The following is a 16,787-nucleotide window of genomic DNA, read 5'->3' on the forward strand; positions in this document are numbered from 1 at the left end:
CCTTACCCAGGTAACGCCTCATAACTCGGCACATTACTCAAATCAACTGACCAGGCGGCGCAGTCAGCAACAAAGATCTTAGCCGTAGGCTTAACTGATATCGGCGTATCAAGGCTACCGGCCGGCACCACAACACAATTAATCGATTCTGCGAATGTAGGAAGCGCAGAGCCGCAAGACTGACAAAAGCTCTTAATATGTAGCGAGCCTGTGTGTTGGTAATGCGTTACGTTCGTTTCGCCTTTAAGCCAAACCAACCGCCCTGCTTTAGCAAACAAATTAGCCGCATGAGCGGAGCCGGTACCTTTTTGGCAGCGGCTACAATGGCATAAATAAAATGCGCCGAAGTCACCACTCACCTCGTAGCCGACACGACCGCAAAGACACGATCCGTAATATTTTTGAGTCATAACATCACCTTAATAAGAGGTTTTCGCGTCATTTTCAGGAATACACGGCGGAAAAATGGATTTACACGACTGCTCGCTGAGGACACATAGTGCGTAATCCCCCTCCGGAAATCGGAATAGATTATTAGTAATGATACCGACACGAAATAATCGTAATTGCACTATCGTCTGCCGCATAAACCAGCCTATTAGTGTCATCAATTCGCCGAGACCAGAATCCTGAAAGGTTCTCTTTTAACGGTTCAGGCTTACCAATACCATCAAATGGCGACCGCTTAGTATCGGCAACTAATCGGTTAATACGTTTAAGGGTCTTTTTATCCTGAGTTTGCCAAAATAAGTAGTCTTTCCAGGCTGCATCCGTCCATGACAGCAACCGATTACTCATCTAACAACTCTCGCTGCTTAGCTTTACCTTCTTTGTATTGAGCAATTGATTTATTCAAGTGCTCAGCATTTGCTGGCGAACGAAGCAAGTGGACGGTTTCCATTAAGCTATTGTAGTAATCCAAAGACATCACCACGGCATCTTCCGAGTCGCGACGGGTAATAACCGTAGTGTCAGCGTCATTAATTACACTGTCTAATACAGCTTTTAAGCCGTTTCTGGCTTCAGTAAAAGAGACGATTCTCATGTGCCACCTCAACATGTTCAACTTATTGAACAAGTATAGATGAAGTTTGCTAGATGTACAATATTCTGTGCAGGTAAGTATTGAGAGATAAGATAAATGGGTCTGGTACTCTGCTACTATTTGTTAGCTGAACCTTTCCATAACAAAGTTACGAAGCTTCTGCCCACGAATTTCTACCGTCTGCTCTTTTGCGACTTTAAAGCCCAATTTCTCATAAAACGGACGCGCTGTAATGCTCACCTCAGAGTAAAACCGGGTAATTCCTTGTAACTCCCCCACTCTTAGCACGTGCTCCATTAAGTGACGCCCGATACCTTGACCCTGATGCTTATGGTGACAAAAGAAATGGTCAATTAATCCATCTTCCTGAAGGTCGGCATAACCAACAGTTTCCCCGTTAATTTCAGCAACAAAAGGAGAGTTAGCATTCATTTTTCGCTGCCATGCTTCAGGAGAGACGTCATCCGGCGCCCATGCTTTGACTTGCGCTTGTGTGTAGTCACGTGAGTTCACATTACGGATGGTGCGATAAAAAATAGCCCATAAATCACGCGCATCTGCTTCGTTATATTTTCTGATTTTTATCATGTTGGTGTTTGCCGTCATTCAACCGATGCAACTTCAAAGCGTTCGCCCCGATAAAAACTCGTATTGGCTAGGTTTAGCATAGGGTAATCCTCTTCAGAATCTCCATACGCAAAAATTTCACTATAAAGGGATAAATCGATGCGCTCTTTTACGCGCTCGATCTTTCTCTCGTTACTGCAATCGCCATTCAGGTAAGCGCCGGTAAATCGACCATTACGCACTTCAAGTTCACTGCAAATTAAATCTACCTCGTGGCGTTTACACCAGATTTTTAAATAAGGAGAGATAGATGCAGACACAATCACCACATGATCACCGTTCTCTTTATGCTCAGCTATTTTCTGCAGCATATCGCTCCGAATCACAGAGGGTAAATATTCGGAAACAAAGCGTTCAGCACTAGCATCAAGTTGTTTTTCGGAAACACCCGTGAAAGCAACTCGTGATATCAAAGGTCGGATTTTAGGAGCTGAAAGAAGCCGCGCTTTGTATAAGGTGATTGCAGGAAAAAGAAGTAAGGCGCCAATAACCAGCCGCACGAATTTGGTCGAGGAAAAGACAAACTTCGTATATGTATCTCGTGTTGTGATTGTTCCGTCAAAATCGAAGAGAGCAAGGTTCATCTTTACCTCAAGGCTTTTAACATTTAAGCTAAGCGGAGCTGTGTCCGAGGGAACGCAAAGCGCGGAGCGAGCTTGAGCGACTTGGTAGCTGTATCACATAAGGTCTGATAAAAACCATTCTCTGTGAAATTTATTCAAATCCTCTATCTGCTTACTTGTGACACCAAGCCAGCCGCCAGACCATTTGCCAAATGCCGGTGTACCATCTAACTCCAGAACGTTCTCAGGCAGAGTACGCAGTGTATACATCGGATTCTGAACCCCATACTCTGTCCCAAGCTTCTTAAAGAAGTCTCCCTCCAGAATGAATTTTGCCGTACCTCTATGCGACAGCAGTACATGATCAAAAGACCGTCTCTCAAGAACCTTTGAAGCCTGCAGTAGATTCCGGGTCACATCAGCGGGACTGTTATTTTCAGAAACGCTTCGCAAATCGAATACAATAACGTTCGGGTTGACGAACCACTGATAGTGAACGCTTACTTCCACCCCTTCGTTTCTAGGATCCTCCGATAGCGATTCGGTGACTGGTCGATATAGGCTAGCGTAGTTCGACAAGGCGATAGCTCCTAGAACGAAACATATTGTTCCAAAACCAATGATTAGTCTGCGACCCATGGCTCCTCCATATTTACAGCTAACTATAAGCTTTGGGGCGGCTGGAGTGTTGCGTAAGCCGTCCCTGCCGCGACAACAACGACTCGTTATGTTTTCTATGCATCGAATTCTTCCCACTCAGTGAATGCTACTAATTCAACCGAGGGTCACTTAATTGATGCTTGACAGTATCCATCATTAATTTTAAATTAGCAGCACATCTTTGCTGATCATTTCTTAAGCATCTTGATCGATATATCCGAGCATACTCTAGCAGTGTCTCAATACCCTCTTTACTATTCATTCCTCTAGGGTGAGAAACTTCTTTATTGGCTCTCGCATATACTACCTCAATAGCTCCCTCTCCATCAGGAATATCAGAGGGGTCTGGATCTGTACTGTAAATTACACTAACTGTGGTAGTTATAAAAAGAACCGAGAAAATATATCCTAAAGCTTTAGGTATTAGTGCTCCAAAACCCAAAAGTAATATTAAACTCGTAAATAGCCAATTAATTTCCCAATACCCCATCAGCCCGTAATAAGCTCCGAAAAATATATTTATTATGGGCAAGAAAACGCTAACTAGAGATGGTACCCAGTTATCCAAATACCCCGGGAAACCTATATAAGATAAAGCTGCATGGCAAAATAAGACTACTGCAACAACGTGTACCAAGAGTCCAACTGGATTAAGATTATCATTGCTATCCCTATTATTTTTATTCACTTTTTTATCCTTTTTTATTTCTCTAATTGATTTAACTGTAAAGAAAATGAACTTTTATAACAACAAAAAAATATAACATATAACTAAAACCTGAAATTCTTACAATAAAACCTTTTGCTCCCGTCCCCATTTCCCTCAACTCCATTTCCTTCGAACAGATAACCCAGTAAAATTCCCTAATCATTCAACGCAGGCACAACGAATCAGCGTATGAAAACCAACTTAATTACTAGACCAGGCTATGAAATGCTGCAGAAGGAACTTGAACACCTTTGGCGTGTTGAACGTCGCGAAACGGTGGAGAAAGTGTCCTGGGCGGCGAGTCTCGGCGACCGGTCTGAGAACGCAGACTATAAATACAATAAACAGAAACTGCGCAAAATTGACGGACGCATTCGCTACTTAACCAAGCGTCTGGAGCAGGTGAAGGTGGTGGACTATTCGCCGCAGCAGGACGGCAAAGTGTTTTTTGGTGCCTGGGTGGAAATTGAGGACAACGACGAGAACGTTCGGGCCTTTCAAATTGTTGGGCCAGATGAAATTTATGATCGCAAAGACGCGGTGTCTATCGACTCGCCCATGGCGCGTGCGTTGCTGAAGAAAGAGGTGGACGACGAGGCCGAGGTTCGTACGCCGCAGGGCACCAAGACCTGGTTTATTAATAAGATAAGTTACCAACAGCCCGCGTAGTCAATTCGTGATAGTATTCGTCCCCATTATTTGTCGTAACGTTTTAAAACCAAGAGATGCACTATGAGCCAGATACCGCAATTACTTGCTAATGAACTGAAGGTCGACGAGCGTCAGATTGCCGCTGTTATCCAGTTGCTGGACGAAGGCTCGACGGTGCCTTTTATTGCCCGTTACCGTAAAGAGGTGACCGGCGGTTTAGACGACACGCAGTTACGCCAGCTGCACCAGCGCCTGAACTACCTGCGCGAGCTGGACGACCGCCGTCAGGTGATACTGAAGTCGATTGACGAGCAAGGCAAGCTGACCGAGGAACTGGCTCAAAGCATTAAAACCGCTGACTCGAAAACCGAGCTGGAAGATTTATACCTGCCTTATAAACCGAAGCGCCGCACTAAAGGCCAAATTGCCATTGAAGCAGGCATTGAGCCACTGGCGGACTTATTGTGGAAAGACCCAACACAAAACCCGGAACAAGCGGCCGCTGACTACGTTGACGCTAACAAAGGCTTTGCGGACGCCAAAGCGGTACTAGACGGCGCCCGCGCTATTTTAATGGAGCGCTTTGCTGAGCAAGCTGAGCTTCTGAAGCACTTGCGATCACACTTGTGGCAGAACGCGCACCTAACCAGCACGGTTGCACCGGGCAAAGAAAAAGAAGGCGCTAAATTCCGCGACTATTTTGAGTTTTCTGAACTGTTTAAGACCATTCCCTCGCACCGCACGTTGGCGTTGCTGCGTGGCCGTAACGAAGGCTTTTTGCAGCTTTCCATGGACGCTGACCCAGGTAGTGAAGACAAAGCCACTGGCTCGCATTGCGAAGTGATGATCGCCGACTTCCTGAACTTCGAGCACCAGGGCCGCGCTGCGGACGACTGGTTGCGTCAGGTCATTCAGTGGACCTGGCGGGTGAAGCTGTCACTGCACATGGAAACCGAACTTATGGCTCGTGTGCGTGAGCGCGCTGAAGAAGCCGCCATTCAGGTATTTGCCAGCAATTTAAAAGACTTACTGATGGCAGCCCCTGCGGGTGCGAAAACCACTATGGGCTTAGATCCGGGTGTTCGTACCGGTGTTAAAGTGGCCGTGGTCGATGAAACCGGTAAAGCCGGTGCGACCAACACGGTGTTCCCGTTCCAGCCGCAAAACCAAATGGACAAAGCCATGCGCACGCTGGCGACCCTGTGCAAGCAGTATAAGGTTGAGCTTATTAGTATTGGTAACGGCACTCACTCGCGCGAGACCGACAAAATGGTCGGTGACATGCTGAAGCAGCACAGCGAAATTAAAGCCACCAAGGTTATCGTGAACGAAGCGGGTGCATCGGTTTACTCGGCGTCGGAATTGGCGGCACAAGAGTTTCCAGATATGGATGTGTCGCTACGTGGCGCGGTGTCTATCGCTCGCCGCTTGCAGGACCCGTTAGCCGAGCTGGTAAAAATAGAGCCGAAGTCTATTGGTGTGGGTCAATATCAGCACGACGTTAGCCAGTCACAACTGGCACAAAGCCTGGATGCCGTGGTTGAGGACTGTGTCAACGCAGTAGGCGTGGATGCCAACATGGCTTCTGCGGCCTTGCTTCAGCGCGTTTCCGGTTTGTCGAAAACGCTAGCGAAAAACATTGTCGATTACCGCGACGCCAACGGTGCCTTTGCTAACCGTAAACAATTACTCGATGTGCCACGCATGGGACCAAAAGCCTTTGAACAGGCAGCGGGCTTCCTACGCATTAGCAACGGCGAACAGCCGCTAGATGCCTCAGCGGTTCACCCGGAAGCTTATTCAGTGGTAGAGCGCATGGCAAAGGCAAATGACTTGCCAGTACAAGAGCTTATTGGCAACCAATCATTAGTTAAAAGCCTGAACGCGGCGGACTATACAGATGAGCGCTTCGGCCTGCCAACGGTAACGGATATTTTGTCAGAGCTTGAAAAGCCAGGCCGTGACCCACGCCCTGAATTCAAAACGGCAGAATTCAAAGAAGGTGTTGAGAAAGTCAGCGATCTGAAACCCGGCATGCAATTAGAAGGTGTGGTGACCAACGTGGCTAACTTTGGTGCCTTTGTGGATGTTGGCGTCCATCAGGACGGTCTGGTTCATATTTCTGCACTGGCAGACAAGTTTGTCAGCGACCCGCGCGAAGTGGTGAAAGCCGGCGATATTGTGAAAGTAAAAGTGCTGGAAGTGGACATAGAGCGTAACCGCATTGGTTTAACCATGCGTTTAAACGATGAAGTCTCTGCAAAACCGGCTGCTAAGTCTAAACCGCAGGGCAGCAGCTCTAATAAAGGCAAGCCTCAGCGTGAGCGTGGTCAGCAAAGCAAGCAGCCGCAAAATGCCGCTATGGGTAATGCCTTAGCCGACGCTTTCGCAAAAGCGAAACAGAAATAAATAGGAGAAAGGATTAAGCAGTAGCGCTGAATGAGTCCACGGATGGACGAACTTTATTGTCGTAGAAAGAAGCCACCATAGCGCCGCGCTCTGGCGCAGATAGGGTTTTCTTGCCTTGCTCAGCCGGTGCTGCAGCATCAGGTGATTCACTTTTCGACGCTTCGCCCTCACCTTCTAAGCTTTTCTTAAAGGGTGCGTTAATGCTGATATCAGGCGCTTGCTCGCCCTCTTCACCTTGCACTTGCTGTTTTGCCAACTCTGCACGAGCTTGCGTGGCTTTATTAGCAGCATCCGCAGCAATGGAGCGGTCGGCAGCAGACGGCTGAGCCGGTGCTAACGCCGCACGACGTACCACCTGCATTTTCTGAATGGTTGCTTGAGGGTCGCCCTGAACAGGGCTGACGTCAATTTGAACCTCACCGCCAACGGCATAAGACTTACCATCGGGACCACGTTCGTATTCGTAAGAAGGTGAACCAGCGTACTGCCCGCCCACAGCCGCATGCGCTTGTTCATGCACACGCACTTCCTGATCACGGCTTTTTAGCTCATCAACTTTTTCGAGCTCTTGCTCGTCCAGTTGTTGACCGTTCGGTTTCTTTTCTTCAGTTGCGTCAGCTTTTTCTTCGCCTTTCGCTTCTTCAGACTCCGCTCCCTTAGCTTCAGCACCTTTAGCTTCACCCTCGGCTGAGTCTTTGCCTTTTTTGGCGACTTTACCGTTAGGAGAATAAGTAGGAGCTGCGCTGTCGGCGCTGTTGTTTTGCTTTTCAGTTGCAGTAGGTTCAGTGACCAGCGCTTTTGCGGCATTGTCCGTCTGCATCGACTCCATAGGAGGAGCCGATGTCACAGGAATAGCCGGTAGCGCTGTGGTGATATTCATGACTAGAACATTCGGCTACTTAAGCACTGGTATCAATAAGAGTGCCCAACATTTCGTCAGCGGTTTCTACTGTACGAGTGTTGGCTTCAAAGTTGGTCTGCCCTTCGTTTAATGAAACCAGCGAGTCAGTTGTACTGGCAGCGTTAACACTTTGCGCAGTTTCAGTCGCGGTTTCGGTAGCTGGCTGACCACCATTTGTATTGGCATTGTCTTGCTGCTGCACGTCGTTACGACCCGCCGCAGAGGCAATTTCCCGGCTTGCTTCAGACACTTGCTGGTTTGCACGTTGCATACCCTGAAGGCCTGAATTCATTGCTGCACCAATTTCCATACCCACCTCACTTGCACAAAAACATAATTGTGCTGACTTCGAAGAATTTACCCTCCAGTATTGATTATATTTTGTTCATTTTCAAGTACTGAAGGGCTAAATTCTATTACGCGTGCTGCTGAATTTGGTTCAATAAGGCTTTCCAGTGACGCTTCTGCTCAGCAAGAGATTCACGCATGTCATCGACCTGCTTTTTCAGCACATCAATGTCATGGTTTAAGTGCTCTTTTATGTCCTGAGCTTTAGAGTCCAGCAGCTTTTTACGTGCTTTGTAGTATTCACGTAATTGCGTACCCAGTTGCTCGTAATGCTCATGCGCTTTTTCGAACAATGACTCTGGTGCGCTCATGGCTTTCTTACGAGCGACTTTTAACTGCATTTGCAGCTTCGCGCGCTCGACCTGATACGGCGAGCTGCGTTTAAGGTTACGCGCTAAACCGAACCAACTACTGGCACGAATAAGCCATTTGGTCGGGTCAAACTGCCACCAGCGAATGCCGTTACGATAGTCACTGGCAAAAATGTGGTGATAGTTATGATAACCCTCGCCGAAGGTCATAAACGCCAGCACGCCATTATCGCGCGCGGTGTTTTTGTCGGTATAAGGCTGCTTGCCCCAAATATGCGCCAGCGAGTTAATAAAGAACGTGGTGTGATGGTTCAGCACCAGGCGCAATACGCCAATAACCAATAAGCCAGCCCAAACATCGCCCAGCATGAAGCCGGCGGCAATTGGCCAACCGAAGTTAACGAACAGCGTCAGCGGCAGGTAATACTTGTGCTGCCACATAACGATAGGATCTTTCTGTAAGTCTTTGACGTTGTCGTAGTCAGAATAACGACTCGCCTGATACTCACGCAGCATCCAGCCAATATGCGAATACCAAAAGCCGCGTTTTGCTGAGTACGGGTCTTTGTCATTGTCATCAACGTGCGTGTGATGCACACGGTGATCAGACGACCAGTGCAAGGCACTGTTTTGCAGCGCTACAGCGCCGCCAATAGCAAATAAAAAGCGCAATACCGGATTGGCGTCGTACGTACGGTGCGCCCACAAACGATGGTAGCCCGCGGTAATGGAAATACCCGCAAAACACGCGGTACCAAACATAACCCACCAAAATTCTGCGCCAATGCCGACGGTGAACGCGTATAAAGGAACACCAATGGCGGCTATAGCGAATGTAATGGAGAACACGAGGGTGTTAAGCCAAATAAGAGGGGGTTTTTCAAAATTCTTTTGCATGTATATAACCTAAAACAATCAAAAAAGTCAGGTGACAAAACAGCGTACACCTGTTCGCTGAATGTACGGGTTTTGCGTTCAAATTACAAGCGGAAAATGTGTAAAGACCTGTGTTACTATTCATTCAGTAACAGCGAAGGATGGCAACAAATATGGCTGGGGTTCGAGCAAAACAGAAAGAAAAGACGCGCCGCGCACTAATAAATGCGGCGATGAATCAGCTCAGTGCTGAGGCGGGCTTTTCCAGCTTAAGCTTGCGTGAAGTGGCGCGTGAGGCAGGCATTGCGCCAACCTCTTTTTACCGGCACTTCCGCGACATGGATGAGTTAGGACTTACTTTGGTTGATGAGTGTGGTTTAGCGCTGCGTCAATTATTGCGCCAGGCACGTCAACGCATAGAAACTGGCGGCTCTATTATCCGGGTATCGGTAGAAACCTTTATGCAGTTTGTAGCGGAAAACACCGCTATATTCAGGCTGCTACTGCAAGAACGCTCAGGTCGTTCGCGCAGCTTTCGGTTAGCGGTTGTGCGTGAAATTGAGCATTTTAAAGCCGAGCTGGAAGAGTATTTAGTGAATGAGCAGTCGTTTACCCGTGAGTTAGCCGAATTACAGTCGGACACCATTGCCAAAATTGTATTCAGTGCCGGTGCTGACTGTTTCGACGTAAACGAAGAAGAGCGCGAACGCATTACAGAAACAACGATAGCGCAAGTGCGTTTAGTCGCGCGTGGCGCCGAAGCAACAAAACGGTTTATGAAATAAAATAAATAGTAGAACAACAACGGAGACAACTATGCTTTTACGTGTAGCAGGGGGTATTGCGTTAGCGGCTTGGGCGGTCGATGCCGACGCCCGCGAAATGACGCTAATGGATACCGTAACAACAGAAGCAGTGCGCATGGCGGACTTGTCGCCAACGGGCGAATTCACGGCAGTTATCCGCTCCATTCCACGTGCGCCTTATGAAGACGATGACGGCTCAGACTACAGTGAGTTAGTACTTATTAACTCAGCGGGCGAGGAAACTTCTTACCTCAGTAAAACTGAAAAGTTCGGCCGAGTCAGTTTTGGTCCACAAGGTGAGTACTTGTACTTCACTGCGAAAGAAGACGGCGACGACTACCAGGAGCTGTACCGCATGCCAGTTAAAGGCGGTGGTGTGCAGTCGGTGTTTGAGTTCGATGGCAATATTGGCAGCTACGACTTAAGCGAAGACGGGACACAGTTAGTGTTCTTGTCATCTGGCCCGAAAGACAGCGACAAAGAGAAGCTGTCGAAAAAGGGCTTTAAAGCCGAAGTGTATGAAGAAGATTTAACCTACACCCAAGTTTATCACGTCGTTTTAGGTCAGGAAGACGCTGAAGCGAAAGCCGTAACGCCGGATGATCAGCAAGTTTATTCTGTGGCATTCCACCCGAACAACGAACAGCTTTTAGTTCGCACGGCACCGACCCCGCTTATTGACGACAACTATATGAGCAGCCAATACCAACTGATTGGGTTAGATGGCGAAGTGGCTTCAACCTTTGAGGCTGAAGGCAAGCTGGGTCGTGCTGAGTTCTCACCGGATGGTCGTTACTTAGCCATGATTCGTGCGGCAGACTATAACGATCCGTCGGCGGGTTCTTTGTTTGTTTACGACACTCGCGAACAAGAGCATCGCAACGTATTACCGAACTACAAAGGCTCGGTAAAAGACTTTACCTGGCGTACCAGTGAAGAGTTGGTTTGGCTTGGACACCAAGGCACAGAGTCAGAAGTTCAGGCGTTAACGCTGAAATTCCTGGAAAGCCGCATTTTGGTTGAGCCTGGTGAAGCCATTGTGACCAGCATTGACGGCGAAGCGGGCAAATCTGAGTTTGTATTAACCGCACACCGCCCTTCTCACCCAAGCGAAGCTTTTAAATACGCCAACGGTGGGTTGGAACGCTTAACAAACTCAAACCCTTGGTTGTCAGAGATTGATATGCCACGTCAGGAAACCATTGCCTATGAAGCGCGCGATGGTTTAGAGCTGGAAGGTATTTTGGTTTACCCACTGGGATACGAAGAAGGTAAAAGCTACCCAACCGTTATGGTCATTCATGGTGGTCCGGAGTCGCATTACAGCAATGGCTGGTTAGATCGCTATGCGTCGCCGGTTAAGCATGCCGCATCTAAAGGCTATGCACTGTTCTTCCCGAACTACCGTGGCAGCACAGGCCGTGGCGTTGAATTCTCGAAGCTTGGTCAAAACGACTACGCGGGTAAAGAGTTCGACGACATTGTTGATGCCAAAGAGCACTTAGTGGCCATGGGCATTGCTGATGAATCTCGCGTGGGTATTACCGGCGGTTCTTACGGTGGTTACGCTTCGGCCTGGGGCGCAACGGCGCAGACTGAGCACTTTGCCGCCAGTGTAATGTTTGTCGGTATTAGCAATAACTTATCAAAATTCGGTACTACCGATATCCCTAAAGAAATGCACGCCGTTCACGCACGTAGCTACCCGTGGGACAAGTGGCAATGGTACTTAGAACGCAGCCCTATTTTCCATGCAGAGAAAGCACGTACGCCAATTCTGATTATGCACGGTAAAGAAGACACGCGCGTGCATCCGTCACAGTCGATGGAGCTGTACCGTTACCTGAAGACTCACGGTAACGTGCCAGTACGCTTGGTGTTCTACCCGGGCGAAGGCCATGGTAACCGTAAAGTGGCTGCACAGTTAGACTACAGCATGCGTTTCATGCGTTGGATGGATACCTTCTTAATGGAGAAATCAGAAGAGAAGCCTCCGTTTGAACTACCACACGCAGAGCAACTGAAGTAAAAAGTTAGGCCTGAGCTTCCTCAGGCCTCTCCCTCCCCAAAAGATTCGCTTCTCTATCATTCTTTTAATTATACTGAAAAGTTACTAAATGTTGACTTTTTAGAAGCTTTGTATAAATTTTAATCGAATTTTAACATTTAAGACTGCAAGATTAATTAAACTAATATTTGTTTCGGAGGGAAAGTGAAAACACTACTTCTATCAACGATCTTTTTAATTTCCGCTCTTTTATCATTTGATGCTTTCCCCGGTAACGATAAAGAAGGGCTTACCGCTGTCGAAGTATCATTTGATATTAATATTAAAGGAGATGAATTCAGTGATTTAAAAGCAATTCCTGTATTGGGTCATCCAATGACATTATACATGACCCATCCCAATAGCATGGAAGATTATAAAATAGAGATTCTAGTCAGTGAACTGACACATCAAGGAAAGCAGATTCCCAAGCTATATCTGAAAGCTTATAAAAAAGAGAAGGATAGTTGGGATAACATCGATTCCATTGAAACGATGCAGGGTTATAACTCAAGCTCTAGCTTTTCAATTGGAAGTGATAGTGATGATGTGCTATCAGGTAAAACGACTATTTCTACTTACGACAAGGAAATTAAGGCGAATAGCATAGAAGAATGCTCATCAACGAATATGCTATCAGCACAATCATGTTGCAGTATTCCCTGTCAGGACGGGAGTCCGAATAAATTGAAATGCTGTGGAGGAGTTGGTTGTTGCGGCTGTGGCATTTGCTGCCAAATTCCCTAAGATAATGGTCTTTATTCTTTAAAAACTTCACATCGTCGTTCTAAATTGAGAGGGTCTGGAACCTTGATAAGGTACCCAGACCTTATTCTCTAACCTTTTATGGCCTGCCAAATTTCCTTCCAGCCCGGTTCTTTCCCGTAATACTGAATACCCATGGCAAATAGCCGCCCAGCAACACTACGCATCCAGTAAACAAAGGCGCCCAGTAGCGCTAAACTCAGCAACCACTCCCATACTGCAACATCTGTTTGCAGTAAACGAGCAGGCATCATTGCGAATGAACTGACCGGAATAATGCTCATCACCGTTGCGATAGTGGAGTCTGGCTCGCCAATTACACTGAAGCTTAAAAACACCGGTAACAGCGGAACTAGCATTACGGTACTGCGGGAGGAGTGATTCGGGTCATCAATGGTTGCCGAAAAGCCAGCCAGCATCGCATTGATTAACACTGTTCCCAGCACCACAAATATAATACTGAGCAGAGTCGCTCCCACGCCCCAGTCCAGACCCGAACCACCGTCTTCTGAAAAAGCGGCAATCACCATACTCACGCCAAGAATCATAAGCCCAATAAAGGTCATTGATTTAATACTGTGCAGCGTAATACCTATAATTTTTCCATCCATCCACTGGGTGGGCGTCACTATCGTCAGTAATTGTTCCGTCACACGTTGCTGCTTTTCGGCAGTAATCGACATCATCATCAATCCAAAGCCGGTGAAAACGCCCACCATGATGACCATCAGTAACATAGTAGCGGAAGCGTCGCTGGCATCGTCTATCGACGCGTCTTCGCTTTCTTCAATAGCGAAGGTTATGTCCGGTTTCTCATCAATAACTGTGCGCTCTTCCGGCGTCAGTTTCAGTTGCTGAATACGAAGAGCCTGCAACTGCTCTTGCAGCTCCCTGCGTAAATCCTGCTGCCAGCTTTGTGACTTTTTCACCCACACCTTAGCGGTTAACTCGGGTGTAATCACAATCAAGGTATCTAAGTCTTCTGGTAGCTGCGTTTGCCACTTTTCCATTTCCATGGTGCCGGCTCTTCGAAGGATTAAGTCTTTTGGTGCTTTGAATTCCCACGCCTGAGGCTTGCCCTCCTGATAGAAAATAGCGCCCTGATATTGGTCGGAAAAAACTTGGGTAATAGCGCCCCAACCAGCACTCACGGCAAAAATCAGCACTAAAAGCGCAACTGAGAACAGCTCCTGCTTCCACTTAAAAAAGCGTTTAAACTCCCACCAGGCAATGGCTTTCAGCTGTTGTAAGTAACTAACTTTCATCACTGCACCTCCCCAGTTTGCTTACGTATTGTGTTCAGGTACAAGTCATGTAACCCTGGCTGGATAGGCGCAAAAGCCTTTATCGACACCTGCTGTGCTAGCTCTGGCCATAACTGCTCAATATCGGTATCCTTATTAAACGTCAGTTCAACCTGCTCGTCGTTTACTTTACGAACCGACTCTACTTGCTCAACTGCTTCCCAGCTTTCCATTGCAAGTTGAGCGTTGGTGGTCACCCGGTAAACCGGCTCGGGTAGCAAGGTATCACGAATTTCCTGAAGGCTTCCCTGCGCAACAGCCCGGCCTTTATTCATTAACAGCATGGTATCGGCTAAACGTTCTACCAATGCCATCTGGTGCGCACTCAGCACTACGGTTTTGCCGCGCTCGCGCAGCTCAGTCAGTACCGTCAGCACATGTTCCTGATTCACCGGATCCAGGCCTGAAAATGGCTCGTCCAGAATCACCAGCTGTGGGTCATGCAGTAAAGTGGCTATAAGCTGCACTTTTTGCTGATTGCCTTTGGACATCTGACGCAACGGCTCGTCTTTACGATCGGTCAGTTCAAACCGTGCTAGCCAGCTGTCAATGTCGCCACGTATGTCGCTCAGCTTCAGTCCGCGCAGACCGGCAATGTAATTAAGGTTATCGAGAATGGAGCGGTCCTGATACAAACCACGGTCTTCGGGTAAGTAAGCAAAGTCGTGGTAAGTCAAATCTATGGTTTGGCCGTTGTTCTCAACCACTATTTCCCCTTCGTCGGGATGTGTCAGGCCAACCAGCATACGAACTAAAGAGGATTTACCAGCACCGTTGGGGCCAAGCAGAGCCTGAATTTTGCCGGGTTGGATATCGAGAGAGATGGAGTCTACCGCCGTTACGGTACGGTAACGCTTAGTGACATTATTAACTGAAAGGCGCATGTTGTTTTTCTGTTAATTTTAAGGATCACCTATCTTAGAAACACAAAGGGCCCGTAACAAGTGTTACGAGCCCTTTAATTTGTTTCAAACTGTGACTTACAGCTTAGGACCAGCTGCCACTAAGGCTTTACCGTTCTCGGTGTCGGTAAACTTCTCGAAGTTAGCGACAAAACGCTCGGCTAAGTCTTTAGCACGAACGTCCCACTCGCCGTCGTCTTCATACGTTTTACGCGGGTCTAAAATGCTGCTGTCTTCAACACCAGCTAACTGAGTTGGCATAGCCAGGTTAAAGTAAGGCAGTTCAACAAACTCAGCGTCTTCAATAGAGCCGTCTAAGATAGAGTCGATGATAGCGCGCGTTGCTTTAATAGAAATACGCTTGCCAGTACCGCTCCAACCCGTGTTAACCAAATAAGCTTCTGCGCCAGCCGCTTCCATACGTTTCACCAGTACTTCCGCATACTGAGTTGGGTGCAGGCTTAAGAATGCTGCGCCAAAACAGCTTGAGAAGGTCGGCGTTGGTTCAGTCACACCGCGTTCAGTACCCGCCAGTTTCGCGGTAAAGCCAGACAGGAAGTGGTACTGCGCCTGCTCTTTGGTCAGCTTAGACACCGGCGGTAATACGCCAAACGCGTCTGCCGTCAGGAAGATTACTTTCTTCGCGTGACCCGCTTTAGACACCGGCTTAACAATGTTATCGATGTGGTAAATAGGGTAAGAAACACGAGTGTTCTCGGTTTTCGAGTTGTCATCAAAGTCGACAACGCCATTTTCATCAACCGCAACGTTTTCTAATAACGCGTCACGACGAATCGCGTTGTAAATATCCGGTTCCGCTTCTTTCGACAGGTTGATGGTTTTCGCATAACAACCGCCTTCAAAGTTGAAGACACCGTCGTCGTCCCAACCGTGCTCGTCGTCACCAATCAGTGCCCGTTTCGGGTCAGTCGACAACGTGGTTTTGCCGGTACCTGACAAGCCAAAGAAAATAGCAACGTCGCCTTCTTTACCTACGTTTGCTGAACAGTGCATTGACGCAATGCCTTTAAGCGGCAGGAAGTAGTTCATCATTGAGAACATACCTTTTTTCATTTCGCCGCCGTACCAGGTACCGCCAATTAACTGGATTTTCTCCGTTAAGTTAAACGCCACAAAGTTTTCAGAGTTCAGCTCTTGTTCTTGCCACTTAGGATTAATGCACTTCGCACCGTTCATGACCACGAAGTCTGGCTCGAACGTTTCCAGCTCTTCTTCGCTTGGGCGAATGAACATGTTTTTCACGAAATGTGCCTGCCATGCCACTTCAGTAATGAAGCGAACCGCTAAGCGTGTATCTTCGTTAGCACCGCAATAGGTGTCGACCACAAACAAGCGTTTGTTCGACAGCTGCTCAGTAACTAAGCCTTTCAGTTCTTTCCAGGTTTCGGTCGACAATGGTTTGTTGTCGTTCTTACCCTGGTCAGCCCACCACACGGTGTCACGCGTCGTGTCGTCGCGAACAATGTATTTGTCTTTTGGTGAACGGCCGGTGAATATTCCGGTATCGACAGCAACCGCTCCTAAATCCGTTACCGTGCCTTTTTCGTAACCCTGCAGGTCATCGCGAGTTTCTTCTTCAAACAGCAGGTCGTAGGACGGGTTGTGGACGATTTCTTCGACATCGGTGATGCCGTAGCGGCTCAGATCCAGATTTGGCATGACGTAAGGCTCCTGAGATTACGGTCTTGTACGTTAACGTTTAGGTCAGCTGCGCTTACTCGAAACGTCCTGTTCAGTAATTGGGCAACTGGCTGAAATTCAGGGCGCGAATAGTAACCCGATTGACTAAAAAAAGATAGGGCAAAATTTTCTCAGTTCGTTAGAATGCCCGCCTGACTTAAG

At 47.7% G+C, this 16,787-nt stretch carries 18 protein-coding genes; 5 read left to right on the forward strand and 13 right to left on the reverse strand.

Annotated elements, in window-relative coordinates:
* Window positions 1-2: 2 nt before the first annotated feature.
* From CWC33_RS04175 to CWC33_RS04205, 7 genes are all read right to left on the reverse strand, one after another.
* Entirely contained in the window at window positions 3-410 is a 408-nt protein-coding gene (locus tag CWC33_RS04175; RefSeq protein WP_100690899.1) for a GFA family protein, read from the reverse strand.
* Window positions 411-534: 124 nt separating this feature from the next.
* Window positions 535-798 (reverse strand): Txe/YoeB family addiction module toxin, encoded by a 264-nt coding sequence (locus tag CWC33_RS04180; protein WP_100690900.1) that lies wholly within the window; start codon window positions 796-798, stop codon window positions 535-537.
* Window positions 791-1,045 carry a type II toxin-antitoxin system Phd/YefM family antitoxin gene (locus CWC33_RS04185; protein WP_100690901.1) on the reverse strand — a complete coding sequence of 85 codons (255 nt, stop codon included), beginning with the start codon at window positions 1,043-1,045 and terminating at the stop codon, window positions 791-793. Before CWC33_RS04185 ends, CWC33_RS04180 begins: the two co-directional genes overlap by 8 nt.
* Window positions 1,046-1,168: 123 nt before the next feature.
* On the reverse strand, window positions 1,169-1,633 hold the full coding sequence (locus CWC33_RS04190) for a GNAT family N-acetyltransferase (RefSeq protein ID WP_100692269.1): 465 nt from the start codon (window positions 1,631-1,633) through the stop codon (window positions 1,169-1,171).
* 14 nt (window positions 1,634-1,647) lie between these two features.
* Window positions 1,648-2,256: an HAD family hydrolase gene (locus CWC33_RS04195; protein WP_100690902.1), complete on the reverse strand. Its 609-nt coding sequence runs from the start codon at window positions 2,254-2,256 to the stop codon at window positions 1,648-1,650.
* 93 nt (window positions 2,257-2,349) lie between these two features.
* Entirely contained in the window at window positions 2,350-2,814 is a 465-nt protein-coding gene (locus tag CWC33_RS04200) for a hypothetical protein (protein WP_157803477.1), read from the reverse strand.
* 190 nt (window positions 2,815-3,004) lie between these two features.
* Window positions 3,005-3,583 carry a hypothetical protein gene (locus CWC33_RS04205; RefSeq protein WP_100690904.1) on the reverse strand — a complete coding sequence of 193 codons (579 nt, stop codon included), beginning with the start codon at window positions 3,581-3,583 and terminating at the stop codon, window positions 3,005-3,007.
* Window positions 3,584-3,793: 210 nt separating this feature from the next.
* Between CWC33_RS04205 and greB the strand changes: the two genes are divergently transcribed.
* Together greB and CWC33_RS04215 are read left to right on the forward strand one after the other, a co-directional pair.
* Window positions 3,794-4,273: a transcription elongation factor GreB gene (gene greB / locus CWC33_RS04210; protein WP_100690905.1), complete on the forward strand. Its 480-nt coding sequence runs from the start codon at window positions 3,794-3,796 to the stop codon at window positions 4,271-4,273.
* A 63-nt stretch (window positions 4,274-4,336) separates the two neighbouring features.
* Window positions 4,337-6,664 (forward strand): Tex family protein, encoded by a 2,328-nt coding sequence (locus CWC33_RS04215; protein ID WP_100690906.1) that lies wholly within the window; start codon window positions 4,337-4,339, stop codon window positions 6,662-6,664.
* A 13-nt stretch (window positions 6,665-6,677) separates the two neighbouring features.
* Here the strand turns inward: CWC33_RS04215 and CWC33_RS04220 are convergent, their stop codons facing one another.
* From CWC33_RS04220 to CWC33_RS04230, 3 genes are all read right to left on the reverse strand, one after another.
* Window positions 6,678-7,544 (reverse strand): putative metalloprotease CJM1_0395 family protein, encoded by an 867-nt coding sequence (locus tag CWC33_RS04220; protein WP_232709839.1) that lies wholly within the window; start codon window positions 7,542-7,544, stop codon window positions 6,678-6,680.
* A gap of 19 nt (window positions 7,545-7,563) precedes the next feature.
* The gene (locus CWC33_RS04225) at window positions 7,564-7,875 is read right to left on the reverse strand and encodes a flagellar basal body rod C-terminal domain-containing protein (RefSeq protein WP_100690908.1); all 312 of its coding nucleotides are present in this window, start codon (window positions 7,873-7,875) and stop codon (window positions 7,564-7,566) included.
* A 106-nt stretch (window positions 7,876-7,981) separates the two neighbouring features.
* Window positions 7,982-9,121: a fatty acid desaturase gene (locus CWC33_RS04230; RefSeq protein WP_100690909.1), complete on the reverse strand. Its 1,140-nt coding sequence runs from the start codon at window positions 9,119-9,121 to the stop codon at window positions 7,982-7,984.
* A gap of 152 nt (window positions 9,122-9,273) precedes the next feature.
* Here CWC33_RS04230 and fabR point away from each other — a divergent pair, with 152 nt between their 5' ends.
* From fabR to CWC33_RS04245, 3 genes are all read left to right on the forward strand, one after another.
* Window positions 9,274-9,885 carry an HTH-type transcriptional repressor FabR gene (gene fabR / locus CWC33_RS04235; protein ID WP_088769082.1) on the forward strand — a complete coding sequence of 204 codons (612 nt, stop codon included), beginning with the start codon at window positions 9,274-9,276 and terminating at the stop codon, window positions 9,883-9,885.
* Window positions 9,886-9,916: 31 nt separating this feature from the next.
* Complete coding sequence (locus tag CWC33_RS04240; RefSeq protein WP_100690910.1) at window positions 9,917-11,935, forward strand: S9 family peptidase; 2,019 nt, start codon at window positions 9,917-9,919, stop codon at window positions 11,933-11,935.
* A 183-nt stretch (window positions 11,936-12,118) separates the two neighbouring features.
* On the forward strand, window positions 12,119-12,700 hold the full coding sequence (locus CWC33_RS04245; protein WP_100690911.1) for a hypothetical protein: 582 nt from the start codon (window positions 12,119-12,121) through the stop codon (window positions 12,698-12,700).
* A gap of 89 nt (window positions 12,701-12,789) precedes the next feature.
* Here the strand turns inward: CWC33_RS04245 and CWC33_RS04250 are convergent, their stop codons facing one another.
* The 3 genes from CWC33_RS04250 to pckA all read right to left on the reverse strand — a co-directional run bounded on the left by CWC33_RS04250 (window position 12,790) and on the right by pckA (window position 16,604).
* Window positions 12,790-13,983 (reverse strand): ABC transporter permease, encoded by a 1,194-nt coding sequence (locus CWC33_RS04250; RefSeq protein ID WP_100690912.1) that lies wholly within the window; start codon window positions 13,981-13,983, stop codon window positions 12,790-12,792.
* A complete protein-coding gene (locus CWC33_RS04255; RefSeq protein WP_100690913.1) occupies window positions 13,983-14,906 on the reverse strand; it encodes an ABC transporter ATP-binding protein in 924 nt (307 codons plus the stop codon). The genes CWC33_RS04250 and CWC33_RS04255 overlap by 1 nt, the downstream gene beginning before the upstream one ends.
* 96 nt (window positions 14,907-15,002) lie before the next feature.
* Complete coding sequence (pckA, locus tag CWC33_RS04260) at window positions 15,003-16,604, reverse strand: phosphoenolpyruvate carboxykinase (ATP) (RefSeq protein ID WP_100690914.1); 1,602 nt, start codon at window positions 16,602-16,604, stop codon at window positions 15,003-15,005.
* Window positions 16,605-16,787: the final 183 nt, after the last annotated feature.

Source organism: Idiomarina sp. X4, assembly GCF_002808045.1.
In the GTDB taxonomy this organism is placed as follows: domain Bacteria; phylum Pseudomonadota; class Gammaproteobacteria; order Enterobacterales; family Alteromonadaceae; genus Idiomarina.

Bases quoted from the DNA above. Each gene is read 5' to 3' on its own strand.
- CWC33_RS04175 (WP_100690899.1), bottom strand. From the start codon at position 410: ATGACTCAAAAATATTACGGATCGTGTCTTTGCGGTCGTGTCGGCTAC.
- CWC33_RS04180 (WP_100690900.1), bottom strand. From the start codon at position 798: ATGAGTAATCGGTTGCTGTCATGGACGGATGCAGCCTGGAAAGACTAC.
- CWC33_RS04185 (WP_100690901.1), bottom strand. From the start codon at position 1,045: ATGAGAATCGTCTCTTTTACTGAAGCCAGAAACGGCTTAAAAGCTGTA.
- CWC33_RS04190 (WP_100692269.1), bottom strand. From the start codon at position 1,633: ATGATAAAAATCAGAAAATATAACGAAGCAGATGCGCGTGATTTATGG.
- CWC33_RS04195 (WP_100690902.1), bottom strand. From the start codon at position 2,256: ATGAACCTTGCTCTCTTCGATTTTGACGGAACAATCACAACACGAGAT.
- greB (WP_100690905.1), top strand. From the start codon at position 3,794: ATGAAAACCAACTTAATTACTAGACCAGGCTATGAAATGCTGCAGAAG.
- CWC33_RS04215 (WP_100690906.1), top strand. From the start codon at position 4,337: ATGAGCCAGATACCGCAATTACTTGCTAATGAACTGAAGGTCGACGAG.
- CWC33_RS04220 (WP_232709839.1), bottom strand. From the start codon at position 7,544: ATGAATATCACCACAGCGCTACCGGCTATTCCTGTGACATCGGCTCCT.
- CWC33_RS04225 (WP_100690908.1), bottom strand. From the start codon at position 7,875: ATGGAAATTGGTGCAGCAATGAATTCAGGCCTTCAGGGTATGCAACGT.
- CWC33_RS04230 (WP_100690909.1), bottom strand. From the start codon at position 9,121: ATGCAAAAGAATTTTGAAAAACCCCCTCTTATTTGGCTTAACACCCTC.
- fabR (WP_088769082.1), top strand. From the start codon at position 9,274: ATGGCTGGGGTTCGAGCAAAACAGAAAGAAAAGACGCGCCGCGCACTA.
- CWC33_RS04240 (WP_100690910.1), top strand. From the start codon at position 9,917: ATGCTTTTACGTGTAGCAGGGGGTATTGCGTTAGCGGCTTGGGCGGTC.
- CWC33_RS04250 (WP_100690912.1), bottom strand. From the start codon at position 13,983: ATGAAAGTTAGTTACTTACAACAGCTGAAAGCCATTGCCTGGTGGGAG.
- CWC33_RS04255 (WP_100690913.1), bottom strand. From the start codon at position 14,906: ATGCGCCTTTCAGTTAATAATGTCACTAAGCGTTACCGTACCGTAACG.
- pckA (WP_100690914.1), bottom strand. From the start codon at position 16,604: ATGCCAAATCTGGATCTGAGCCGCTACGGCATCACCGATGTCGAAGAA.